The organism is Microbacterium halotolerans (assembly GCF_003569805.1).
GTDB classification, from domain to species: Bacteria; Actinomycetota; Actinomycetes; order Actinomycetales; family Microbacteriaceae; genus Microbacterium; species Microbacterium halotolerans.
The window spans coordinates 857,247-880,453 of the sequence record NZ_KZ984051.1 but is presented as its reverse complement, the minus strand read 5'-3'; the positions used below and the strand labels follow the sequence as shown (position 1 = coordinate 880,453).

Annotated in this window: 25 protein-coding genes; 8 read left to right on the top strand and 17 right to left on the bottom strand. The window is 69.6% G+C overall.

Features of this window, described 5'->3' with window-relative positions; all coding sequences use genetic code 11:
* Positions 1–51: 51 nt before the first annotated feature.
* Positions 52–945, bottom strand: coding sequence for an NAD-dependent epimerase/dehydratase family protein (locus tag DZG09_RS04025; protein WP_119696395.1), 894 nt, complete (start codon positions 943–945; stop codon positions 52–54).
* 127 nt (positions 946–1,072) lie between these two features.
* On the opposite strand from DZG09_RS04025, the gene DZG09_RS04020 reads away from it, so the two are divergent.
* Positions 1,073–2,506, top strand: a complete 1,434-nt coding sequence (locus tag DZG09_RS04020) for an MFS transporter (protein WP_119696394.1) — start codon at positions 1,073–1,075, stop codon at positions 2,504–2,506.
* Positions 2,507–2,529: 23 nt separating this feature from the next.
* Here the strand turns inward: DZG09_RS04020 and DZG09_RS04015 are convergent, their stop codons facing one another.
* Both DZG09_RS04015 and DZG09_RS04010 read right to left on the bottom strand, forming a co-directional pair.
* Positions 2,530–3,207: a GNAT family N-acetyltransferase gene (locus DZG09_RS04015; RefSeq protein ID WP_119696393.1), complete on the bottom strand. Its 678-nt coding sequence runs from the start codon at positions 3,205–3,207 to the stop codon at positions 2,530–2,532.
* 60 nt (positions 3,208–3,267) lie between these two features.
* On the bottom strand, positions 3,268–3,747 hold the full coding sequence (locus DZG09_RS04010; protein ID WP_119696392.1) for a DUF4188 domain-containing protein: 480 nt from the start codon (positions 3,745–3,747) through the stop codon (positions 3,268–3,270).
* A gap of 83 nt (positions 3,748–3,830) precedes the next feature.
* Between DZG09_RS04010 and DZG09_RS04005 the strand changes: the two genes are divergently transcribed.
* Positions 3,831–4,460: a MerR family transcriptional regulator gene (locus DZG09_RS04005; protein WP_119696391.1), complete on the top strand. Its 630-nt coding sequence runs from the start codon at positions 3,831–3,833 to the stop codon at positions 4,458–4,460.
* A gap of 194 nt (positions 4,461–4,654) precedes the next feature.
* Here the strand turns inward: DZG09_RS04005 and DZG09_RS04000 are convergent, their stop codons facing one another.
* The 5 genes from DZG09_RS04000 to DZG09_RS03980 all read right to left on the bottom strand — a co-directional run bounded on the left by DZG09_RS04000 (position 4,655) and on the right by DZG09_RS03980 (position 8,832).
* A complete protein-coding gene (locus DZG09_RS04000; protein ID WP_119696390.1) occupies positions 4,655–5,416 on the bottom strand; it encodes an IclR family transcriptional regulator domain-containing protein in 762 nt (253 codons plus the stop codon).
* A 123-nt stretch (positions 5,417–5,539) separates the two neighbouring features.
* Positions 5,540–6,709, bottom strand: coding sequence for a thiolase family protein (locus DZG09_RS03995; protein WP_119696389.1), 1,170 nt, complete (start codon positions 6,707–6,709; stop codon positions 5,540–5,542).
* 3 nt (positions 6,710–6,712) lie between these two features.
* Positions 6,713–7,354: a 3-oxoacid CoA-transferase subunit B gene (locus tag DZG09_RS03990; protein ID WP_119696388.1), complete on the bottom strand. Its 642-nt coding sequence runs from the start codon at positions 7,352–7,354 to the stop codon at positions 6,713–6,715.
* Positions 7,351–8,097 (bottom strand): 3-oxoacid CoA-transferase subunit A, encoded by a 747-nt coding sequence (locus DZG09_RS03985; protein WP_119696387.1) that lies wholly within the window; start codon positions 8,095–8,097, stop codon positions 7,351–7,353. The genes DZG09_RS03990 and DZG09_RS03985 overlap by 4 nt, the downstream gene beginning before the upstream one ends.
* A gap of 255 nt (positions 8,098–8,352) precedes the next feature.
* Positions 8,353–8,832, bottom strand: coding sequence for an SRPBCC family protein (locus tag DZG09_RS03980; protein WP_119696386.1), 480 nt, complete (start codon positions 8,830–8,832; stop codon positions 8,353–8,355).
* 16 nt (positions 8,833–8,848) lie between these two features.
* Between DZG09_RS03980 and DZG09_RS03975 the strand changes: the two genes are divergently transcribed.
* Both DZG09_RS03975 and DZG09_RS03970 read left to right on the top strand, forming a co-directional pair.
* A complete protein-coding gene (locus DZG09_RS03975; RefSeq protein ID WP_119696385.1) occupies positions 8,849–9,166 on the top strand; it encodes an ArsR/SmtB family transcription factor in 318 nt (105 codons plus the stop codon).
* A 76-nt stretch (positions 9,167–9,242) separates the two neighbouring features.
* Positions 9,243–9,659, top strand: a complete 417-nt coding sequence (locus DZG09_RS03970) for a cupin domain-containing protein (protein WP_162893144.1) — start codon at positions 9,243–9,245, stop codon at positions 9,657–9,659.
* A 172-nt stretch (positions 9,660–9,831) separates the two neighbouring features.
* On the opposite strand, the gene DZG09_RS03965 is transcribed toward DZG09_RS03970, so the two are convergent.
* Positions 9,832–10,614 (bottom strand): IclR family transcriptional regulator, encoded by a 783-nt coding sequence (locus tag DZG09_RS03965; RefSeq protein WP_119696383.1) that lies wholly within the window; start codon positions 10,612–10,614, stop codon positions 9,832–9,834.
* A 115-nt stretch (positions 10,615–10,729) separates the two neighbouring features.
* Here DZG09_RS03965 and DZG09_RS03960 point away from each other — a divergent pair, with 115 nt between their 5' ends.
* The 4 genes from DZG09_RS03960 (at position 10,730) to DZG09_RS03945 (ending at position 14,202) form a co-directional block, all read left to right on the top strand.
* Positions 10,730–11,488 (top strand): CoA transferase subunit A, encoded by a 759-nt coding sequence (locus DZG09_RS03960; RefSeq protein ID WP_119696382.1) that lies wholly within the window; start codon positions 10,730–10,732, stop codon positions 11,486–11,488.
* Positions 11,489–11,490: 2 nt separating this feature from the next.
* The gene (locus DZG09_RS03955; protein ID WP_205529051.1) at positions 11,491–12,132 is read left to right on the top strand and encodes a 3-oxoacid CoA-transferase subunit B; all 642 of its coding nucleotides are present in this window, start codon (positions 11,491–11,493) and stop codon (positions 12,130–12,132) included.
* 61 nt (positions 12,133–12,193) lie between these two features.
* Positions 12,194–13,381 carry an acetyl-CoA C-acetyltransferase gene (locus DZG09_RS03950; protein ID WP_119696381.1) on the top strand — a complete coding sequence of 396 codons (1,188 nt, stop codon included), beginning with the start codon at positions 12,194–12,196 and terminating at the stop codon, positions 13,379–13,381.
* Positions 13,382–13,473: 92 nt separating this feature from the next.
* On the top strand, positions 13,474–14,202 hold the full coding sequence (locus DZG09_RS03945) for a Pr6Pr family membrane protein (protein WP_119696380.1): 729 nt from the start codon (positions 13,474–13,476) through the stop codon (positions 14,200–14,202).
* Here the strand turns inward: DZG09_RS03945 and DZG09_RS03940 are convergent.
* From DZG09_RS03940 to DZG09_RS03905, 8 genes are all read right to left on the bottom strand, one after another.
* Positions 14,145–15,518 carry a flavin monoamine oxidase family protein gene (locus tag DZG09_RS03940; RefSeq protein ID WP_119696379.1) on the bottom strand — a complete coding sequence of 458 codons (1,374 nt, stop codon included), beginning with the start codon at positions 15,516–15,518 and terminating at the stop codon, positions 14,145–14,147. The genes DZG09_RS03945 and DZG09_RS03940 overlap by 58 nt on opposite strands.
* Before the next feature lie 112 nt (positions 15,519–15,630).
* A complete protein-coding gene (locus tag DZG09_RS03935) occupies positions 15,631–17,838 on the bottom strand; it encodes a lamin tail domain-containing protein (protein WP_162893143.1) in 2,208 nt (735 codons plus the stop codon).
* Positions 17,839–18,142: 304 nt separating this feature from the next.
* On the bottom strand, positions 18,143–18,565 hold the full coding sequence (pcaC, locus tag DZG09_RS03930; protein ID WP_119696377.1) for a 4-carboxymuconolactone decarboxylase: 423 nt from the start codon (positions 18,563–18,565) through the stop codon (positions 18,143–18,145).
* Positions 18,562–19,335, bottom strand: coding sequence for an alpha/beta fold hydrolase (locus DZG09_RS03925; protein ID WP_119696376.1), 774 nt, complete (start codon positions 19,333–19,335; stop codon positions 18,562–18,564). The genes pcaC and DZG09_RS03925 overlap by 4 nt, the downstream gene beginning before the upstream one ends.
* Positions 19,332–20,855: a lyase family protein gene (locus tag DZG09_RS03920; protein ID WP_240423675.1), complete on the bottom strand. Its 1,524-nt coding sequence runs from the start codon at positions 20,853–20,855 to the stop codon at positions 19,332–19,334. Before DZG09_RS03920 ends, DZG09_RS03925 begins: the two co-directional genes overlap by 4 nt.
* A gap of 119 nt (positions 20,856–20,974) precedes the next feature.
* On the bottom strand, positions 20,975–21,532 hold the full coding sequence (pcaG, locus tag DZG09_RS03915) for a protocatechuate 3,4-dioxygenase subunit alpha (RefSeq protein ID WP_119696375.1): 558 nt from the start codon (positions 21,530–21,532) through the stop codon (positions 20,975–20,977).
* A 2-nt stretch (positions 21,533–21,534) separates the two neighbouring features.
* Positions 21,535–22,347 carry a protocatechuate 3,4-dioxygenase subunit beta gene (gene pcaH / locus DZG09_RS03910; protein ID WP_119696374.1) on the bottom strand — a complete coding sequence of 271 codons (813 nt, stop codon included), beginning with the start codon at positions 22,345–22,347 and terminating at the stop codon, positions 21,535–21,537.
* Between the two features lie 95 nt (positions 22,348–22,442).
* A complete protein-coding gene (locus DZG09_RS03905) occupies positions 22,443–23,207 on the bottom strand; it encodes an IclR family transcriptional regulator (RefSeq protein WP_240423673.1) in 765 nt (254 codons plus the stop codon).

The following is a 23,207-nucleotide window of genomic DNA, read 5'->3' as shown; positions in this document are numbered from 1 at the left end:
AATCCTACTGGCGCGGGCTGGGCATGCTGTCCGCCGGCGCTGGCCGGGTGCTCAGTCGCGCCAGGAATGCTGCGGCTCGAAGCCCAGCAGGCGACGCGCCTTCTCGATCGACAGCAGCGTCTGGGTGCCCTCGACGTCACCGCGCAGCGGGACATCCGGGAACGCCTCGGCCGCGAGCTCGGCCGAGCCCCGGGACATGACGGAGTCGGCCGCCGCGATCACGAAGTTCTCGGTGCCGGTGATGCCGCTTTCGACGGCGAGCCGGCACGCGAGCGCACCGTCGCGCGCATCGATGTACCCCCAGGCGTTCCAGGAGCGCTTCGACGGGTCGGCGTCGAAGGCGGGGAAGCTCACGTAGTCGTCGGGTTCCATCACGTTCGAGAACCGCAATCCGAGGAAGCCCGCCTCCGGGCACCAGCGAGCGAAGTGGCGCGCGATCTCCTCGTCGACGGCCTTGCTGAGCGAGTACGAGGTCTGCGGCCGGACCGCATACTCCTCGTCCGCCGGCAGGTACGGCGGCGGAGTGTCCGCGAACGACAGCCCGAGCAGCGTCTCGCTCGACGCGAACACGACCCGGCGGACGCCCGCGATCCGCGCCGCGGAGAAGAGGTTGTAGGTGATCGCGGTGTTGTTCGCGAAGGTCGCCGCGTCGGGGATGAGCCCCGGAGCGGGGATGGCGGCGAGGTGCACGAGGGCGTCGACGCCGGGGCCGGAGCCGACCGGCAGCGCGCCGTAGTGCTCATCGACGTGGGTGAGCACCTGGACGGCCTGCCCGTAGTCGGTGAGATCGGCCTGCAGGAACTGCGTCCCTTCTGGCAGCGCGGCCGGCCGCACGCGATCCACCGCCGTGACGGCGTACCCGTGCTCTGCGAGATGCGCGACGACCGCTCGACCGAGCTTTCCGCTGCTCCCCGTGACGACGACCCGCTGCGCTGCTGTGTCCATGGACCCAGCCTACGAGGCGGCGATCTGCAGCTCAGACGATCTCGACGTCGCGCCCGGCGTACCTGCTCGCCTCCCATCTCGCGGATGGCGGCGCCGAGTGCCTCACGGCAAAGGTAATGTGAAAGGAATGAGTGGCAATGACGACAGACACCGTCTCACTCACTCCGTACCCAAGTGGCTCATCGTCTTCGCACTCGCCTTCACCGGCATGGCTTCTGCCTACATGTTCACGCTGGTGGTTCCGATCCAGTCCGAGCTGCCTCGCCTGCTCGATGCACCGCGTGAGGACACGGCGTGGGTCGTGACGATCACGCTGCTCGTCGCCGCATGCGCCACGCCCATCTCTGGCCGTCTCGGCGACATGTACGGCAAGCGCACGGTGGTGCTCGCACTGATCGGGGCGCTCATCGTCGGATCGGTCGTCGCCGCACTGTCCCCGAACATCGCCTGGATCATCGTGGGCCGCGGCCTGCAGGGCCTCACGACCGGCGTCGTGCCGCTCGGCATCGCGATCATGCGCGACGTTCTCCCACCAGGACGCCTCGGCACCGCCGTCGCCCTGATGAGCGCGACCATGGGCGTCGGCGGTTCGCTCGGCATGCCGGTCAGCGCCTTCATCGTCGAGCACTTCAACTGGCACACGCTGTTCTGGGTGTCGGCCGGGCTCGGCGTCGTCGCGTTCCTGCTCGTGTTCCTCATCGTGCCGCAGAGCACACTGCGCTCGCTCGGCCATTTCGATGTGATCGGTATGATCGGGCTCACGGTCGGCCTCTCCGGCATCCTGCTGGCGATCTCGCGCGGCGCGGAATGGGGCTGGCTGTCGCCCGCCACGCTGCTGAGCGGCATCGGCGGCATCGTCGTACTGCTCGTGTGGGGTAGGTATCAGCTGCGCACGCGCGAGCCACTGATCGACCTGCGCGTCGCCGCCCGCCCCGCCGTGCTGTTCACGAACCTCGCATCGATCTGCATGGGATTCGCACTGTTCGGCAGCAACGTGCTGCTGCCGCAGATGCTCGAGCTCCCGGTCGAGACCGGATCCGGGTTCGGGGTGGGCGTTTTCGAGACCGCGCTGCTGGTCATGCCCGCAGGGCTCATCATGATGATCATCTCGCCGCTGTCCGGATGGCTCGAGCGCACTGTCGGTCCGCGCATCATGCTCACTGCTGGCACGGCAGCCGTCACCGTGTCATACATCGTCCTGCTGATCTGGTCGAGCACGATCTGGCACCTGTTCATCGCCAACCTCATCGTGGGCGTCGGCATCGGTCTGAGCTTCGCCGCCATGCCGATGATGATCATGCGCTCGGTGCCGGCGGAGGAGACGGGAGTCTCGAACGGCATCAACGCACTCGCCCGCTCACTCGGCACGTCGAGCGCATCGACTGTGATGGCCGCGATGCTCGCCGCGATGACGGTCGACGTCGGCGGCAGATCCGTGCCGACACCCGAGGCGTTCGTCACCTGCTTCTGGATCGGCGCCATCGTCGGCGTCGGAGCCGTGATCATGTCGCTGCTGATCCCCCGCACACCCACCCAGGAAGCCCACCCGTCGGTGCCGTAGCCGCACGCCGGCGGCGTGCGGCGTCAGGCGCTCACGAAGAGGTAGCCGCGGGCTGCGTCGAAGCCGCCGATGCGCAGGCCGCGCCCGTGCAGCACGGCCATTTCGCGACGCACCTTCATCCGCCACTCGTGCGCGGCGGACGGATCGGCATCGCGCAGCTGCTCGACGTCGTCCGGGATCTCGAGCGTGGCCTCGACATCATCGTCTGCGGGTGTCGGAGCCAGGTCGGCGAGCGCCCACTTCACGTCGAGCCGGTCGCTCTCGTCTCCGGCGTCGCCGCCGCCGAAGATGCCGTACTGATTCACCGCGTACTCGGTCACGCGCGCACCGAGCACGCCGAGGTAGAAGCGCGCGTTGCGGGCCACGAGCGGGTCGAAGGTCCATGTGATGTTGCCGACGCTGCGCGACAGCGCCCACTGCCGCTGATGCTCCTTGAGCTCTCGCCCCCAGCCGCGGCCGCGGAACTCCGGCAGCAGCGCCGTGATGTGCGAGTGCATCGTGCGATCATCCGGGAGGCCGAAGAAGGCCACGGATGCACCGACCATACGGCCATCGTCGAAGTAGCCGGTGACGTAGTTGCCCGACTGCTGCAGCGCGCGCATCGTCCCGGCGTCGATGACACGAGCGCCCCGGATGGCATCGAAGATGCCCTGTGCCTCGAGGATGAGTTCGACGGTGTCCAGGTCTTGGATCTCACGCATGCATAACAGCGTATCCGTCGTGCGACCTCGACAGCCCCGCAACGCCTCGACAGCCCCCGCTCAGGCCGACGCCGTGCGCCCCTCTCGCATCCGGCCCCGCGCGCCCTTCGTCGTGACCGGCTTCAGCGCCGTCGCCGCGCCGAGACCGGTCGGCGGCATCGCGTAGTAGAACGTCTCGGCCCGTTCCACCTGGAAGGTCTCATGCCAGATTCCGACCGAACCGTCCGCTGTGCGAGCCCGCCGGTTGAACTCGCCCCAGGCGGGGCGGTGCTTCGAATCGGGATCAGACGCGTACTCGTAGAGCTTGTCGAGACTGGTCCAGTACAGCAGCACGGTCGGCGTACGAGGCAGGCCGAACAGTCGGTAGCCGACGGCCCCCGAATCCGGATCGCTCATCAGCTCCGTGATCATCGGAGGCATCGCCCTGAAGGTCGGCAACCAGTCCCTGACGCGCGACCAGCGGTTGATGCGCATGCCGATCAGGAAGACGACGAGCTCGCCGTCGTAGTCATGAGTGAGACGTTCGGGCTTCGATCGCATGGTGCTCTCCCCAGCATTGAGTATTGGATAGTGTCACTCTCTAATAATGGATAGTGATACTCTCCGATGTCAAGAGGAGGTTCATGCGCATTTCCGAACTCGCCCGCCGCGGCGGCGTCACGACCGCGACTGCGAAGTACTACCTGCGCGAGGGACTCGTGCCGCCTGGGGAGCTCACGTCGACGACGCAGGCTCAGTACGGCGAACAGCACGTGGCGCGTCTGCGGCTCGTGCGCGCCCTGCTCGGCCCTGGGAGCCTCTCGATCTCCCAGGCGCGAGACGTGCTCGGCGTCATCGATGACCCCGGAGACGACATGTTCCACGCGCTCGGGGCCGCGCAGATGGCGACGTATGGTGCGGTCGAGGACGTCGACCCCTCGGCCGCACTGGCACTCGTCGAGCGCTCCGGATGGCGCGTCGACCCCTCCAGCCCGGAGATCTTCCAGCTCGCACGCGCACTGGACGCACTCGACGATGCAGGCTTCACCGTCCCCGACGTCGTCATGGACGGCTACATCGCCGCGGCGGAGCGGATCGGTCACGCCGAGCTCGAGGCGATGCCCGCCGAGCCCTCCGCAGCACTGCGGTACGCGGTGCTCGGCTCCATCCTCACCGAGCCGCTCCTCCTGGTGCTGCGCCGCCTGGCGGAGCAGCACGCCTCAGCCGAACGATTCGGTCAGGCCCCGCCGCGGACACCGGCGGCGGGGAACTGATCAGCGCGGCCAGTTCACCTGGCGCCACGGACTCGCGGGGTCGGACTTGAGCCAGTCGATCGATCCGGTGCGCTGTCTGTCCGCGCTGAACTTCGACGCGTAGAGGCCCGCGAGGTAGCGGTCTGCCTACTCGTTCCAGCTGCCGAAGGCGAGCTCTTTCTTCGCCGCCTCCAGATCGTGGGGCCGCGGCAGGATCAGACGTGTCGCAGCTCAGCGTCGATGGCGTGCGTCGCCTCCAGCAGAGCGGGCAGGATCCTCTCACGCAGCGCTTCGAGCGGCACGCGCGTCTTCGCCGTCGACACATTGACCGCGGCGACGACGCGCCCGTCGCCTCCGCGGACCGGCGCGGCGACGGAGCGCACGCCCGGCTCCAGCTCGCCGTCGACGATCGCATAGCCGTCCAGCGCCGCCTGCGCGACGGACGCTTCGAGCGCCCCCTCGTCGATGCGCTGACCCGTCGCAGGCGAGACGAGCGGCCCGGACGGCACCCGCTCGCCGACGGCCAGCGACGCGAGCAGCACGCGCCCCATGCTCGTCGCGTGCGCGGGGAAGCGTGTGCCGATCGTGATCCCGACGCTCATGATCCGCCGCGTCGGCACGCGGGCGACGTAGACGATATGGTCGCCGTCGAGCACGGCAGCAGACACGCTCTCGTCGACGCGATGAGACAGCCGCTCGAGATGCGGCTGCACGATCTCGGGCAGCGACAGCGCGGAGAGGTAGCTGAACCCGAGCTCGAGCACGCGGGGCGTCAGCGAGAAGCTCCGCGCCCGCGACCGCACATACCCCAGCGTCTCGAGCGTGTGCAGGAATCGCCGCGCGGCCGCACGCGGAATGCTCGCCCGCTCGGCGACCTCGGTGAGCGTGAGCGACGGATGATCGGCGTCGAATGCCCGGATGACCTGCAGCCCGCGCGCCAGCGACTGCACGAAGTCGCGCGATTCGGTGTCGGTCATCCGGTTCCTTTCACTTCGGTACATCCTCCCGCACTGACGCCTCAGCAAGGCGGACGAGGAAGACCCGTCTTACGCCGACGACGCCGCCGCGAGATGCGCTCTCCACACCCAGCGCAGCAGGCGCTAGCGCTCCAGGACGACGGCGAGGCCCTGCCCCACGCCGATGCAGAGCGCGGCGACGGCGACGCCCCCGCCGCGGCGCTTGAGCTCGTGCGCGGCGTGGCCGACCACGCGGCCGCCGGATGCGCCGAGCGGGTGGCCGATGGCGAGCGCGCCGCCGTGGATGTTGACCTTCTCGGGGTCGAGATCGGGCCATCCGGCGATGCAGGCGAGCGACTGCGACGAGAACGCCTCGTTCAACTCGACGACGTCGACGTCGGCCCAGGTCCTCCCCGCGCGCTTCAGCGCCTTGTTCGCCGCCTCGATGGGGGCGATGGGGAAGTCATCCGGATCGACACCGTGCCAGCCGCGGCCGGCGATGCGGGCAAGCGGTTCGGCGTCGACGGCGTTCTCGCCGCCGACCAGCACGGCCGATGCGCCGTCATTGATCGACGAGGAGTTGCCTGCCGTGACGGACCCGTCCGCGGCGAACAGCGGCTTGAGGCTCGCAAGCTTCTCGACGGTCGAACCGTCGCGGATGCCCTCATCGCGCGCCAGCTCGACCCCGGGAACCTGCGCGATCTCGTCGTCATAGACTCCGGATGCCCATGCCTCGGCGGCGAGGCGGTGACTGCGCGCGGCGAACTCATCCTGGGCCTCGCGCGTCACGCCCCACTCGCGGGCGATCTTCTCGGCGGACTCGCCGTTCGAGATGGTCCAGTGCGTCGGCAGCTGCTTGTTGACCATCCGCCAGCCGATGGAGGTGTTCCACATCGTCTGGTTGCCGACGGCGGGCCACGGCTTCGGCGACTTCTCGACGATGAACGGAGCGCGGCTCATCGACTCGACGCCGCCGGCGAGGATGACGTCGGCGTCGCCGGACTCGATCGCCCGGGAACCCTGGAAGACGGCCTCGAGAGACGATGCGCACAGCCGGTTCACGGTGACGCCGGTGACCGAGGTCGGGAATCCGGCCAGCAGCGCACCGAAGCGCGCCACGTTGCGATTGTCCTCGCCCGCCTGGTTGGCGTCGCCGAAGATGACGTCGTCGATGCGGGCGGGGTCGAGGCCCGCACGCTCGACGGATGCCTTCATGACGACGGCGGCCAGGTCATCCGGGCGCACTCCGCTGAGAGCGCCTGCCGCGCGGCCGAACGGTGTGCGCACGGCGTCGTAGACGAAGCTCGCGGTCATGGTTCACGCCTCCTTCAGGCTGAGACCGGTCAGTTCTGCGATCTCGGCGATGGTGTTGTCTCCGAACAGCTCGCGAACGCGGAACCCGTCCGGCGAGGTGTCGAAGACACCGTGGTCGGTGTACACGCGCGTGACGCAGCCGACACCCGTGAGCGGGTAGGTGCAGGTCTCGACGAGCTTCGACCCGCCCTGTTTGGTGAGCAGATCGGTCATCACGAACACCTGTTTCGCACCGATGGCGAGGTCCATCGCGCCGCCGACGGCGGGGATCGCGTCGGGTGCGCCCGTCGACCAGTTGGCGAGGTCACCGTTCTGCGCGACCTGGAATGCGCCGAGCACGCACACGTCGAGGTGGCCGCCTCGCATCATGCCGAAGGAGTCGGCGTGGTGGAAGTACGCAGCACCTGGAAGCGCCGTGACGGGCTGCTTGCCCGCGTTGATCAGATCCGGATCGATCTGGCCCTCAGCCGGCCTAGGTCCCATGCCGAGCATGCCGTTCTCAGTGTGCAGGACGATCTCCTGCCCCTCCGGCAACGCGTTGGCGACCAGGGTCGGCGCGCCGATTCCGAGGTTCACGTAGGCGCCCTCAGGAATGTCGGTCGCGATGCGCGCGGCGAGCTGGCTGCGGTCGATTCGCGTGGTCACTTCGACTCCTCCCCTGCGGCGAGCGGCTCGCCTTCGAGTGTGACGCCTCCGACGAAGACGCCGTCTTCCAGCCAGCGGCGCTCGCCGACGGCGACGACGCGGTCGACGAAGATGCCGGGTGCGACGATGGATTCCGGGTCGAGCGAACCGAGCTCGACGATCTCATCGACCTGCGCCACGGCAGTCCTCGCGGCGGTCGCCATGATCGGGCCGAAGTTGCGCGCGGTCTCTCGGAAGACGAGGTTGCCCCAGCGGTCGCCCTTGAGCGCACTGAACAGGGCGACATCGGCGCGGATCGGGTACTCGAGCACGTACTCGCGACCGTCGATTCGGCGCTGCTCCTTGCCATCGGCGAGCTGCGTGCCGACTCCGGTCGGCGTGAAGAAGGCGCCGATGCCGGCACCTGCGGCGCGGATGCGCTCGGCGAGGTTGCCCTGCGGCACCAGCTCGAGCTCGACCTCACCTGCGCGATAGAGGCCGTCGAACACCCACGAGTCGCTCTGGCGCGGGAAGGAGCAGATCACCTTGCGCACGCGCTTCTTCGCCAGAAGCGCGGCGATGCCGGTGTCGCCGTTGCCCGCGTTGTTGCTCACGATGGTCAGGTCGCCCGCGCCCTGCTCGATCAGCGCGTCGATGAGCTCGACGGGCTGACCGGCCCTCCCGAACCCGCCGATCATCACGGTCGCGCCGTCTTCGATGCCTGCCACGGCGTCTGCGACGCCCACGACGGTCTTGTCGATCATCCGGCCTCCAGTGGCTCCAGTCGACACGACTTCCATGCCGAGTTGTTCGCTATGCGAACGGGCGTTCGCTATGCGGATACTCTACTGCACCCCGCCCTCGTTCGAAACCCTCGCCGCGGTGCTTCCGGCCTGCCGAGCTGCTGCTCCTCGGTGACCCCGGGCGACCGCGACGACATCGGGAGAGCGCCAGCAGCGCCACTCGGCACACCTGAACGAGCCGCGCGCAGACTCACCCAGGCGAGTCAGACCTCATCCCTACACATAGAACCCCTCGCGCAGATTGATGCCGTGCTCGACCCAGGCCTTCATCGCGCTGAGCATGCCGGTCCAGCCCTCGCAGTTGTCGAAGGCGCGGAGCGCACCGCCTTCGGTCGCACGCCATGACGATTCCGTGATCGTCACCAGTGTTCGGGTGTCGCCGTCGAGCGGCTCGAACTCGAAGGTGACCCGAGTCGCATCACCTCCGTCGGCGGCCTCCTCCCCCTCCCACTCGATCACGATGCGGCGCGGGGGCTCGCTTTCGACCACCGTGACGGGGAACGCGCCGGGGAAGTCGTGGAAGTCCCACATCACATCGCTGCCCGGCTCGAGGCGCCCCTTCGCACCCCCGGTGGTGAAGTACTTCGAAAGCCGTTCCGGGTCCGCCACCGCTTCGAAGACGTCGGCACACGGCCTGGCCACTCGGCCGGAGACCGTGAAACTCAGCTCTTTCAGTTCGCTGTCTGCTTCTCTCATATGGTAAATATATAACATGTCTGCGCACGAGGACAAGGATGAAGGCGACGACCTGGTCTTCAAGGCTCTCGCCTCCCCGACGCGCCGCCGCATCCTCGACATCCTCAAAGCGAATTCGTGCAGCACCGGCCGCCTGTGCGAACAGTTCCCGGACCTCGACCGCACGACCGTGCTGCAGCACCTGCGCGTGCTGGAGCGCGCTGAACTGGTGACAGGGCGCCGAGTCGGCCGCGAACGTCGACTCGCACTTGCGCCCCTGCCGATCAAGCGCCTCCACGACCGCTGGATCGGAGAGTATGCGCGCGCCGCGGTGGAGCTGCTGGATTCGCTCTAGCGATCGGTGCAGCGATCGGAAGTGCCGCTGTCTCTCCTCCAGCCCGGATACGTCGGTGCACCCCTATCGTGGAGGCATGAGCGACTACAAGATCACCGAACTGGGTCCCGTCGACGAGTGGCACGCGCTCGAGGGCGGGAAGGGAATGACCGGCAAGGTCTTCATCGACCCCCTGGTCGAATCCCGCAACGCCGGTCTCAGCATCAACGGCCTCGCCGCAGGCCACAGCTCGCCGTTCTGGCACAAGCACGCCGAGATCGAGGAGATCTACGTCTTCCTGGGCGGCGAGGGCAGGATGGCGCTCGGCGGAGACGTCGTCGATGTCACCGCGGGCACCACCGTGCGGGTCGCGCCCGACACCATGATGGCCGTGCATGCGAACGCGGACAGCCCCACCGACCTGCGTTTCATCTGCGTGCGCTCGGCCCCCACTCCGCTCGCGGAGGTCGGCGACGACGCGGACATCTCACGGGAGCCGTTCCCCTGGAGCTGAGCAGGCGAGTTCCCCGGCACGACGCACGCACCGCGTGCGCCACGAGCGGCCGAGACGGGATGCATCCCCTCTGTCAGTGCCGGTTCTTCTGACACCTCCGAGCTGCGTCCTGCGTCGATGCCTCCTGCTCGGCGGACCTGCGAGCGCCAGCGTCGACACCACTTCCCCCGCCTCAGCCCGCTCTGCGCTGCATCCGCTGACTCAGCTCGTGCGCATGCCCGAGCAGCGCGCGGCCGAGCCTGTCCCGGCGGTCCTCGCCGAAGCGGAACTCGACGCCGGTGATGCTCAGCGCCCACTCGGGCCGGCCTGCACGGGAGAGCACGGCGGCGCCCATACCCCAGCTCCCCTCGACGATGAGCCCCGGATTGACCGAGAAGCCGCGGTCCCGCGTCTCGGCGAGGCGCTCGCGCAGACGCCTGGCGGCGTGCTCCTCGCCCCAGCGCGGCACGAGGTCGTGCGCGGCGAGATACGCCTCCGCCTCCTCCTCCGGCAGCAGGGCGAGGATCACGATCCCCGCCGATGCGACGCCGAGCGGGAAGCGCACGCCCTCGCTCAGCACGTGCGATCGGATGGGGAAGGCACCGTCCTCGTGCACGAGGCAGACGGTCTCGTCGCCGCGTCGAACCGAGAGGAACGCGCTCTCTCCCGTGGTCGCCGCCAGCGAGTGCACGATGTCGCGAGCGCGTTCGGTGACGTCGTAGCGCTCGGCCGCGACCGAACCCATCAGGAACAGCTCCGGTCCGGGGAACCAGCGGCCGGTCGCCTGGTCCTGGTCGAGCAGCGCCTCGAACTTCAGCGCCGTGAGCAGGCGATGCACCGTCGGCCTGGACAGCCCGGACTCCGCGACCAGGTCGGCGGTGCGCGCCCCGCCGCGCTCTCCCTGCGCCGTCACGAGTCGCAGCAGCAGCGCCGCGCGCGCCACCGACTGCGCGCCCCGCGGCGAGTCAACGTCCATATTATGGACACTATCGTCCACATCATCCGCCATGCAATCGATTCTGGACGTGCTGCCGAAGGGCGTCGCACACTTGTGGTGACCCGACCGCCGAACACAACGGAGTGACACCGCGATGGACAAGACGTGGGGCTCGGCCGCAGAGGCCGTTGCCGACATCCCGGACGGCGCCAGCCTCGCCGTCGGAGGGTTCGGCCTCTCCGGCAACCCGACGGCGCTGATCGAGGCGCTCTACGCGCAGGGGACATCCGACCTCGCAGTCGCTTCGAACAACTGCGGCGTCGACGACTGGGGGCTCGGCATCCTTCTCGGCGCCGGGCGCATCCGGAAGGTGACCGCCTCGTACGTCGGCGAGAACAAGGAGTTCGAGCGACAGTTCCTCTCCGGCGAACTCGAGCTCGAGCTGACACCGCAGGGCACCCTCGCCGAGAAGCTGCGCGCGGGCGGCGCGGGCATCGCGGCGTTCTTCACCAAGACCGGGCTCGGCACACAGGTCGCCACAGGCGGACTCCCCCGCCGCTACGACGGCAGCGGTGGGGTCGCCGTCGCCTCACCGGAGAAGGAGGTCCGCGCCTTCGGCGACGGCGATTACGTGCTCGAAGAGGCGATCGTCACCGACTTCGCACTCGTGCACGCCCTACGCGGCGACCGACACGGCAACCTCGTCTTCAACAAGGCCGCCCGCAACTTCAACCCGCTTGCCGCCATGGCCGGCCGCGTCTGCATCGCGCAAGTCGAGGAACTCGTCGAACCCGGCGAACTCGACCCCGACCGTATCCACCTGCCCGGCGTCTACGTGCACCGGATGATCGAGGTCGGCCCCGACACCGAGAAGCGCATCGAACGCCGCACCGTTCGCACCGAGGGGGCATGATCATGGCGCTGACACGCGACGAGATGGCCGCCCGCGCAGCTCGCGAGCTCACCGACGGCTCGTACGTGAACCTCGGCATCGGCCTGCCGACACTCGTTCCCAACTACGTTGCGGATGACGTGACCGTCGTGCTCCAGTCGGAGAACGGCATCTTGGGCGTCGGGCCGTACCCGACGGAGGAGAACGTCGATCCGGATCTGATCAACGCCGGCAAGGAGACCGTCACGACGCTGCCAGGCACGTCGTTCTTCGACTCGGCGACGAGCTTCGCGATGATCAGGGCGGGAAAGATCGACGCCGCGATCCTCGGCGCGATGCAGGTGTCGGCGCGAGGAGACCTCGCCAACTGGATGATCCCGGGCAAGATGGTCAAGGGCCCGGGCGGCGGGATGGATCTCGTCTATGGCGCGGGCCGGGTGATCGTGCTGATGACCCACGTCGCCAAGGACGGCTCGGCGAAGATCGTGGACGACTGCTCGCTGCCGCTGACCGGCCTCGGTGTGGTCGACCGGATCATCACCGATCTCGCCGTGATCGACGTCACCGCCGATGGCCTGGTGCTGCGCGAGCTCGCTCCGGGTGTCACAGTGGAAGAGGTCGCCGCCGCGACAGAACCGCCGCTGATCGTGGCGGTGGAATCGTGAACGGCGCCGGACGACCGGTCCGCTGGGATGCGCACTGCGCGCACAAGAGAGGAATGTGCTGATGACATCCGGAGCCGACGTCGTGCTCGTCGCGGCCGCACGCACCGCACAGGGCCGCTTCCGCGGAGCGCTCGCCTCGCTGTCGTCGACGGCGCTCGGATCGGCGGCGATCGCCGGTGCGCTCGCGCGCGGCGGGATCACCGCCGAGGCAGTGGACGCCGTGCTGATGGGGCAGGTCCTGCCAGCCGGTGCCGGTCAGAACCCGACCAGACAGGCGTCCATCGGCGCAGGGCTCGGCTGGGACGTGCCCGTCCAGGGAGTCAACAAGGTCTGCCTCTCCGGCCTGTCGGCGATCATCGACGCGACCAGGATGATCCGTCTCGGCGACGCGACGACGGTGGTCGCAGGCGGCATGGAGTCGATGACGAACGCCCCGCACCTGCTGCCGCACTCCCGCAGCGGCTACGCGTACGGCTCGGTCGAAGTTCTCGACCACCTGCTGCACGACGCTCTTCACGATCCCTACGACGACCAGGTGATGGGCCTGGCGACCGAGCGGCACAACGAGCGCTTCGGCATCACCCGCGGCGATCAGGACGCGGTCGCAGTCCGGTCGCACGAGCGCGCGGCCGCGGCGACGACGTCAGGGCGCTTCGACGCCGAGATCGCACCGGTCGAGATCGCGCAGCGAAAAGGCGGCCCGATCGTCGTCTCCCAGGATGAGGGGATCCGGCCGGGCACGACGCTGGAGACGCTCTCCGGCCTGCGCCCCGCCTTCGCCGAGGGCGGCACGCTCACCGCGGGCAACTCCTCGCAGATCTCCGACGGTGCGGCGGCCGTCGCCCTGACCACACGGACGAACGCCGACGCACAGGGCTGGAACGTGCTCGCCACAGTCGGGGCCTATGGTCAGGTCGCCGGCCCGGACAACTCGCTCCAGGCCCAGCCGGCCCGGGCCACCGCAGCCGCGCTCGAGCGACAGGGACTGTCCGCGAGCGACCTCGATCTGATCGAGATCAACGAGGCCTTCGGCGCCGTGGTCGCCCAGTCGCAGCGCGAGCTCGGCCTGCCGGACGACCTCGTCAACCCGAACGGCGGCGGCATCTCCCTCGGGCATCCGGTCGGCGCATCCGGCGCGCGCCTGGTCGTCACTGCGGCGCACGAGCTGGCCGCCCGCGGCGGGGGCACCGCCGCCGTCGCGCTCTGCGGCGGAGGCGGTCAGGGCGACGCGCTCATCCTGACGCGCTGACGCGCCGCCTCACCATCGTCGAGGTCACCGCACGCTGACCCGCGCTCCGTAGACTCGGTTCGACGGCAGTCGGGGAGCGCGAGGGAGGCGACGTGGCGGCACGCACGTGGTTCGCCGCGGTCAGGTTCGCGGCGGCGGCGACCTGCATCGCGGCGCTCGTGCATCGCCTGTTCTGGGGGCTGGGCTCGCAGACGATCGCCGGACAGAACTTCTTCGCCTATCTCACGATCCAGTCGAACATCGCGTTCACCATCGTCGCGATCACGGCCGGCATCGTCGCCCTGCGTCATCCGGTCGATCCCCGCTGGCTCACCGACATCCGAACCATCGTGCTGAGCTGGACGATCACCGCAGGCCTCGTCTTCGCCCTGCTGATGTGGCAGGCGGGGCTGCGCGGCATACCTATGACGGTGCCGTGGTCTGATGTCGTGCTGCACTTCGGCCTGCCTGCGATCACGATCGCGGCGTGGATCTACGGCCCCGGCCGCCCCGAAGCGCGCTGGTGGCTGATCCCGTGGGTGCTGCTGTTCCCCGTCGCATGGGGGCTGTTCACCATGTGGCGCGGCGCCTCCATCGGCTGGTATCCGTACTACTTCCTCGATCTGCGACAGGTCTCGGGCATCGGCGAGTTCCTGCTCACCAGCCTCATCGCGCTGGCGGTGTTCGCCGGGGTCGCGAGCGGCCTGATCGGCATCAGCAAAGTGCACCAGACGGTCCCGGATGAGCAGATCGCTCCGGATGGAGCAAGCCGACCCAGCCCGGATCAGGACTCGTCGGCAGGCGCCTCGGCGAAGAAGGCCAGAGAATCGACGGCGGCCTGAGCGGCCTCTTCGTCGCTCATCTCCGCGAACGCACGCGCGGCGTCACCGCCGATCAGCCCGACGAGGATCGGCTCGCCCGTCGACGGCTGCAGGTTGATCCAGGTGCGCACGGCGGCCTCGCCGTCGACGACATGCCACAGCGCCTCGCTCGCCTGCCAGAACGGTTCGTCGAACCTCAGCCACACGGTCTCGACGGCACCGGAGCCGACTGAATCGATTGCGGTGCGGTACGGGAACGGCAGCGCCGGTTCGAACTCGATCGAGCCGTGGCGCAGCACCCCGATCGGCGTCGTCAGGATGACGCGATCGGCCGAGAGCGCCTCCCCCGTCGACAGGCGCAGGCTCACGCCGTCGCGATCGTAGGCGACGCCGACCACGGTCGTCTGGAGCGAGACCGTGAGGCCGTCGACTGCCTCGTCGACCACGCCGCCGAGATCGCCGGAGAGCGCGACCGGCTCATCCGGGATCGTCGGCGGATACCAAGACGACAGCTCGGCCGCCTCGGCGCCGGACCTGTCGGTCAGGTAGGCCAGCGCTGCGACGAGCTCCGCGCTCTCGACGTCCGCCCCGGAATCGGCGAGCGCATCGCTCAGCGCCGCATCGGCGCTCTGCTCCGCCGCCCGATCGATCGCCGCGCGCACGGGATCTAGCGGCGGCACGTCGGCTGCGCCCTCCGGCCCTCTGGCCGTCTCGCCCTCGAGCTCACGGGTGACGATGCCCTGCTGGGCGAGGCTCTGGTGCAGCGCCTCCGCATCGGAGTCGGTGAGCCAGGTGCCCAGCTGCGGCGCCACGGGCCACTCGTCGAGATCGACGGTGCGGATGCGGCCGCCTGTGCGGTCGCGACCCTCGATCACGGTGACATCGTGGCCGGCATCGGCGAGGAACCGCGCCGCCCTCGCGCCCGCGATGCCTGCTCCGACGATCATCACGCGTTCGCCGGGCGATGCGGTGTCGGCGACGAGTGCCGCGGCACGCAAGCCGTCGCTCGACGCTCCCTGCATCGTGCCGATCGGGCTGCCCAGCACGTCGCCGGCGAAGAACACGCGATTCTGGAGCGGCTCCGCGAGGACCGCTCTATCGGCCTCACCCGAGCCGGCGGGCACGAAGGCCCGTGAACCGCGCGAGAGCGGATCGGTCGTCCACTCGCTGCGCACGAACCCGGCCGGGGCCGGCACATCCTGCGACGGCGTCGGCGTGACGTCCGGCTCTGTCGGAACGGGATCCGGGTCCGACCCTTCCGGCACGCAGGACGCGAGCAGCATCGCGACGGCACCGGAACCGGCGCCGACGAGCAGCGAGCGTCGCGTGATCCTCATGTCCGGTCAGCCTATCTCGCGCCGGAGCACGTGTGCACAGCGCGGGTGCGGAGTCGTCGCGGTTCCCCCGAACCCTTGCGACGACTCCGCACCCGCGGATCTGATTCGCGCGTTACGCGCGCACCGTGCGGCGCAGCACCAGCGCGCCACCGAGGAGCAGGAGCGCCGCGGCCGCGATGGGCAGCACGGGCGAGAACTCCGCTCCGGTCACGGCGAGTTCGCCGTCGGCGTCGGAGGCCGCGACGATCTCGATCGGCGCCGAGCCGATCGTGGTGCCGTCGGCCGCACGCACGACGATGCTGTGCTCGCCGAGCTCCGCGTCATCCGGGATCGTCGCCTTGATCGTCGCATCCGCGGCGACCGTGCCGGTCACCAGGCGCTGCGGCTCCGAGTGCAGCCAGACGGCGACCTCTTCGCCTTCGCGACCGACGACCGTGACGCTGATCGTCTCGCCGCGCTCGGCCGAGGCCTGAACGCTGACCGCGCCGTCCTGCTCGCTGTCGGCGTCACCGCCGTCCTCGTCGCCGCCTTCGTCGTCGTTGCCGTCGTCGCCGTCTCCGTCACCGTCCGGAGCGCAGTCGCTTCCGACCGACGTGCGCAGCGAGACTCCCTCGTGAGCGGAGTCGGACATCCACAGCACCGTCGGCACCGTCTCCGCCGCCTGGTCGCACCAGGTCATCGCGACGCCCTCGTTGGTGTACGACGGGTTCATTCCGGCCGGCGCCGCGTACTCGTCGATGCGCTCGAAGGCGCCGTCCGCGATCCGGAACTCCGCTGAGCGGTTGTCGCATTCCTCGTCGCACTGCGCGAACAGCTGGTTGCCGCCAGCGCGCCAGTCCAGGCCCATCACGGAGGCCACGGCCTCGCTCGGTGCGATCATCTGCAGTTCGGTGATGCCGCCATCCGCCTCGAGCACGACGACGTGGATGCTGCCGGTCTGCTCGATGCCGACCGTGAAGATGCCGCCGAAGTGCTCGCCGAATGCTGACGGATCGTAGTCGAGCCCCGCCGCGAGCGCATCGGCGTCGGAGATCCACTCGATCGCCTCGGCGCCGCCGTTCGCGCCGAGCTCGCCCGTGAGCTCCGCGAGGTTCCATTCGTCGGTCGCCGCGACGGCGCCGGGCTCGCCCAGCTCGAAGCGCAGGACGGATGGACGGCTCACGTCTCCTTCGTCGTTGTTGCGCTCCGTGGCGAGGTAGATCGCGTCGTCTGCGACCGTGATGCCCTCGCCGTCCGGGGTGCCCGTGCCGTCCGGGTAGCTCGGCTGCCAGGTCGCGTCGACCGTGTAGGTCTCGGGGCCGCCGGCCAGGCGCGAGATCTCACCCGCGTCGTTGTTCACCGCGTACACCGTGCCGTCCGGCGCGACGTCGATGCCCGACATGTCGTCGCCCCAGGTGCCGGACGCGACCGCGTCGGTCACCTCGTCGTTGTACGGCCACGGCGAGACCTCGATCTCCGGCTGAACGACCTCGGAGCAGTTGTTGGCGAGCTCGAAGGTGCCCTCGCCGGACTCGGTGAAGTCACCCGTCATGTCGGGGCAGCGCGCCAGCGTCGTCGACGCGTGCTCCGTCCACTCGATCGCGTCGACGAGCAGGCCTTCGGCATCGCGCACCGTGACGCTGTCACCGCCGCCGAGGCCGAAGTTCGGCTCGGTGAGAACGCCCAGGTATCCACCTGACTCGATCTCGGTTCCCTCGTCGAGCACAACCGGGTCGTGCGACGCCTTGTTGTCGATCAGCGTCCATCCGGACACGTCGACGGAGTCGTTCTCGTCGGTGTTGGCCAGCTCCACCCAGTCACCTCGGGCATCGCCGTTCGACTCGATCTCGTTGATCACGACGGGCGCATCGCTCGGCTCGTCCGGCTCGTCCTGCTCCTCCTCGCGCACGACGTTCGCCTCGCCGGGCGTCGGCTCGGTCTCGACGAAGTCGCCGGTGCCGTCGGGCAGCCTGCCCTCGCTCGCCGCATGCTCGGTCCACTCGTAGCTGTCGACCAGCTGCTCTTCAGCGGTGAAGAGGCGCGCCATGTCGTTCTTACCGAGACCGAAGTCGTCCTCGAACGACTTCGGCTCGATCACGAAGAACTCGCCAGGGGCGATGGTTGTGCCATCGGCGACCGCGCCCCCGTGATCGTCTTTGTCGTCGCGCAGGATCCATCCGGAGATGTCGATGGGCTCCGCACCGACGTTCGTCAGCTCTACGAAGTCGGGAGCGTCGGTCTCGCTCGTGGACTGGACCTCGTTGATCCGGATGTCGGTGTCGGCGGCAGCGGCCGGCGCAGCGACGACGAGGCCGCAGCCGAGGACGGCGACCGCGGTCACCGCAAGAAGGGAACGTCGGGCAGGCAGGGAGGTTCGAGTGGACACCTCGCCATCGTGCGGCATCGATATGACCCGGCGATCGGCTCGACGTGAACCACGGATGAACACGGGGCGAACGCCCGCCCGCTCCAATGGGGTGGATAGGAGGTGAGGGCGGGCGCTCGCAATGCACGCCGGGCGGGACTGACAACCGCCGAGCGCGCGTCCCGCGTCGACACGCGACGCGGTTCGACCCTCTCGCCGCCGGATACCGGCGCCGTTTCACCGCGATGACGATCGTGTTAACCCAGAGCCCGTTGCGCTCTCAGTCGGCTTCGTAGACCTCGCTCGCGATGCGGAACGCGGTGTTCGCCGCAGGCACGCCGGAATAGATCGCCGACTGCAGGATGATCTCCTTGACCTCGTCGACGGTGAGCCCGTTGCGCAGCGCCGCGCGCAGGTGCATGGCGAGCTCCTCGTGATGGCCGTGTGCGATGAGCGAGGTGATCACGGCGACCGAACGCTCACGGCGCCCCAGACCTGGCCGCTGCCAGACGTCCCCCCACGCGACCCGCGTGATGAAGTCCTGGAAGTCCGCCGTCAGCTCCGTCTGATTCCGGATAGAACGGTCGACGTGCTCGTCCGAGAGCACCTCGCGGCGCACGGACATGCCGTTGTGCCAGCGCTCGCTGTCGGCCAGCCCGCCGCCTGCAGGGCGCTCGCCGATGCGGTCGTCGTTCTCTGTCATCGGCTCTCCTCGAAGAAGCGGATCAGTGCGCCCGCGACCTCGGCGGGCTTCTCGGCCGGGGCGAGATGGCTGACCCCGTCGATCCGCACCACGCGGCCGTTCGCCACGGCGCCGGCGATGATCTCCTGGTCGGCGCGCGTCGAGACGCCGTCGTGCTCGCCGTACATCGCCAGCACCGGAGTCGTGGCACCGTTGAGCGCCTCGCGCACATCGAACGCGGCGAGCGCCTCGCAGCACAGCGCGTAGCTGTTGTCTTCGGTGTCGGAGAGGTTGTGCAGGAGCCGCCCCGTGATGTCAGGGCGGGCGGCGATCGAGCCCGGCGCGAACCAGCGCTCGGCTGACCCGCGCACCAGCACGGGCGTGCCCTGCGAACGCACTTGGGCGGCGCGCTCGTGCCAGCCTTGCGGGGTGCCGAACTTCGGGCTGGAGCACACGATGGCCGCTGCCGCGAGCAGGTCGGGGTGCCGGATGACGAGCTGCTGGCCAGCGGCGCCGCCGAGCGAGACCCCGGCATAGAGCACGGGACCGAACTCGGCGATCCGCTCCGCCAGTGCGTCGGCGATGTCCTCGGTGGTGAACGCCTCGGATGCCGGCTTCGACGCGCCGTGGCCTGGCAGATCCCACAGCGCAACCCGGTAGCGCTGCTGCAGCGCGGGAACAACGTCTTCCCACAGGGTGGCGGACGCGGTGCCGAGCGACGGCCCCAGCACGACGACGGGTGCGCCGTCGGCACCTTCTGGCTCGGTGACGGCGAGGTCGGGAAGGGTCATCCGGTGCTCCTGTTCTCGTTGTCTGCGGCCCGGTCGACGAACTCGCCGGCCAGGCCCGTGTAGTTCGCCGGGTCGAGCAGCTCGGCGGGGTCCTCCCCCGCGCCGCGGACCAGCTCGGCGAGGTCGCCGCCCGCGGCGACGCCCGCCACGATCTCGGCGGCGCGGTCCTTGCCGAGCACGGCGCTGAGGCGCTCGGAGACGATGAGCCCGCCGGTCGCGCCGAGGTTGCGCGCGACACCGGCCTCGTTCACGCGCAGGCCCTCGACCAGGTCGGCGGCCTGCGACGAGGCCCCGAGCGCGGCGCGCAGCAGGTCGCGCAGCGCGGGCCACTCAGCGTGCCATGCTCCGTCGGGACGCTCGTCCGCGGCAAGGCCCGCGGCCAGGTGCAGCGTCGCGGCCAGCTGCGGCGCCCGGATGGCGGCGGACCGGATGAGCACGGAGCGGGCAGGGTTCTGCTTCTGCGGCATGGCAGACGAGCCGCCGCCCGTCGGCTCTGCCAGCTCGGCGATCTCGGTGCGGCTGGCGGTGGCGACGTCGGTGGCGACCTTGCCGAGCGCGGCGACAGCCTGGGCGAGCGCGTCGCCCAGCTCGGTGACGGGCCAGCGGCTCGAGTGCCACGGGGCGAGCAGCGAGCCCAACCGCAGCTCGCGTGCATAGGCATCACGCACGGCGAGAGCGACGTCGATCGCGTCGCGATCAGCTCCGGCACCATGCCCAGCCGAGTACGAACCATCGAGAAGAGCGCGACCCGGATGTCCCGGGTCGGCGTCCGCTGGATCGCACTCATCCGAGACCGCCGCGTCATCGGCACGCCCGTTGCGGCGGAAGAACTCCACCGTCGCGGCGAGCGTGCCGCCCGCGCCGCCCAGCTGGGCGGGCAGCCGCAGCGCGCGCAGCCGCTCGGCCGCGCGCTCGACGCCGGCGAGCCAGTTCACGGCGCGCAGGCCGATGGTGGTGGGCACCGCGTGCTGGGTCAGTGTGCGGCCTGCCGCCACGACGTCGCGATGGCGGGCGGCGAAGCCGCGCAGGGCCGCGACTGTGCGGTCGAGGGCGGCGAGCATCTCTTCGACGGCGTCACGGGCGACCAGCATCAGTGCCGTGTCGAGGATGTCCTGGCTGGTGGCCCCCCGATGCACCCATGGCTTGACGTCATCCGGGGCTCCGGCGCGCAGCGCCTTGACGAGCGGGATGACCGGGTTGCCGCCCGCGACGGCATCGAGGGCTAGCTGCGCCGGGTCGATCGTGACGGCATGCAGCACGTCGGCGGCGTTCGCCGCGCGGCGCAGCTGCTCGGCTCCGGCGGAATCCGCCTCCGGCGCCGCCGTCTGCGCGACGGCATCTGCGTACGCGCGCATCAGCGCGACCTCCGCCTCGACCATCGCATGCAGCACCGCACCGTCGGAGACGACCGCATCGCGCCCCGCCGACACGGGCGTCAGCAGCCCGACGTCGAACGCGTCCGGCATCGATGCACGCCCGGCATCGCCGACATCGACCGGTCGATTACCGCGAACTGTCACGAAGCCGCCTCCCGTGCGCCGAGATCCGTCGCTTCCATACTCCCACCCCGCAGCTCAGGTGCGGCGAACGGCCGCTGAAACCGCCGGATGGCGGCGGTTCACCGCACCTGAGCGGCAGGTCAGTAGGCGAGGAAGACGGTCTCGTGCTCTCCCTGCAGGTGGATGTCGTGCTGCAGGTGGCCGTCGGCGGTGCGCTCGGCCACGACGGTGGCGCGCTCGGCGGCCGAAAGGGACGACAGCAGCTTGTCCTCGGCGAGCAGCTTCTCGTCATCCGGAAGGTAGATGCGCGTGTGCAGCTTGTTCGGCAGGCCCCGCGCGAACACGATCGCCGCGAAGAACGGCGCCCTGCCGTCGATCGCGCCGGGGTTGCGCGTCCAGAAGTGGAACTCGCCTGAGTCGTTGGTCATGCAGCGGCCGAATCCGGTGAAGCTGAAGCCGTCGCGGGCGAGGGCGCCGCGTTCGCGCGGCACGGTGCCGTCGCTGTCGGCGCCGAAGATCTCGATCAGCCCGTCGGGGATCGGCGCACCCTCTGCGTCGTACAGCGTGCCCTTCAGCACCACGGAGCCCTCGCTGTGGGGGAACGCGATCTCGTTCATCCGGTCGTATTCGAGGCCGAAGCGGAAGAACGGGCCGATGGTCTGGCCGCCCGTGGGCTGCATGGTCTTCTCGTTCGCCATGATCAGTGCTCCTCCTCCGACTCGAACCACGTGTGGTCGGGACCGTCGACGACGATGTCCCAGTTGTAGCCCATCGAGAACTCCGGAACGGTCTCGTCGTGGTTGTACGTGGAGATGAGCCGGTCGCGGGCCTTCTCGTCGCGGATCGTGTTGAAGATCGGGTCGAGCGCGAACAGCGGGTCGGCCGGGAAGTACATCTGCGTGATGAGGCGCTGGGTGAAGCCCGAGCCGAACACCGAGAAGTGGATGTGCGCGGGACGCCATGCGTTCACGTGGTTCTTCCACGGGTAGGGCCCCGGCTTGATGGTCGTGAACCGATACTCGCCGTTCGCGTTCGTCACCGTGCGGCCGGCCCCCGTGAAGTTCGGGTCGAGCGGTGCGGGGTGCTGGTCGCGCTGGTGGATGTAGCGGCCAGCGGCGTTCGCCTGCCACACCTCGACGAGCTGGTTGGCGATCGGGCGGCCCCGGCCGTCGAGCAGGCGGCCCGAGACCGTGATGCGCTCGCCCTGAGGCTCACCGCGGTGCTGCAGAGTGAGGTCGGACTCGAGCGCGGCGACATCGCGCTCGCCGTACGCCGGACTCCACAGCTCGATCGTCTCCGGATCGACCAGTTTGGGGTTCTTCGTGGGATGGCGCAGCACGCTCGAGCGGTACGGCGCGAAGTCGTACAGCGTGGTCGGCACGTTCTCGCCTGCGGCGACGCGTGCGGCGGCGTCTGCGTGGATGCTGCGGATCTCTTCCGTGATCTGGCTCTGGGATGCCTGATCCGGGGCCGCGAGGAGCGACTCGGGTGCCGCTGCCTGGTTGTCAGCCATGGGTGTCTCCTTCGACAGGAACGATCCCGTCCAGGTTCCCGCACCGGCTCTCCCCCTGATGCCTCACCTCCCGCTGAATGGGAGATGAGGCATCGTCAGGCGCGCAGGGCGCGGGTGAGGTCAGCTGCCGCCTGGCGGACCAGTCCGCCGAGTCGGCGCTCATCGGCATGGTCGATGTGCACCACGACGCCGAGCGCCGCGGGAGGCAGACCGGGGAGCGTGCCGAGGGTCGCCGCGATCGACACGTTGCCGAGCGTCATCTCCTCGCGCGCGACGGCGTAGCCGCGGACCCTGGTCGCCTCCGCATCGGCTCGGATGTCCTCCTCCGTCACCAGCGTGTGCACCGTCTCGTGCAGCAGCGGAGACCGACAGTACTCCGCGATCCAGTCGTCGCTCTGCGCGGCCAGGATCGCCTTCCCCGTTCCGACGGCGTGGAGCACCTGGCGCCCGCCCATCCTGGTCAGGGTCGGGATCGAGCCGTGCCCCGTCACGCGCCCGACGAACAGCGCCGCCGCGCCGCTCGGCTCCATTCGATCGAGCACCGACAGGTGCACGTTCTCCCCCGTCGCCTCGTACAGGCGCTGCATGTGCGGCAGCGCCGTTTCGCGCAGGCGCAGCGAGAGCGGCGAGAGCTCGCCCAGTTCGAACAGCCGGTCGCCCAGCGCGTAGCGTCGCCCCGGCACCCGCGTGAGCATCCCCACATCGACCATCTGCGACGTGATGCGGTGCAGCGTCGAAGGCGAAAGGCCCGTCATCTCAGCCAGCTGCGACGCGCCGAGCTCATGCGCATCCTCGGTGAAGCAGCCGAGGATGCGCATGACACGAGCGAGCATTCCGCTGTCGCCGTTCGCCGTCGTCAC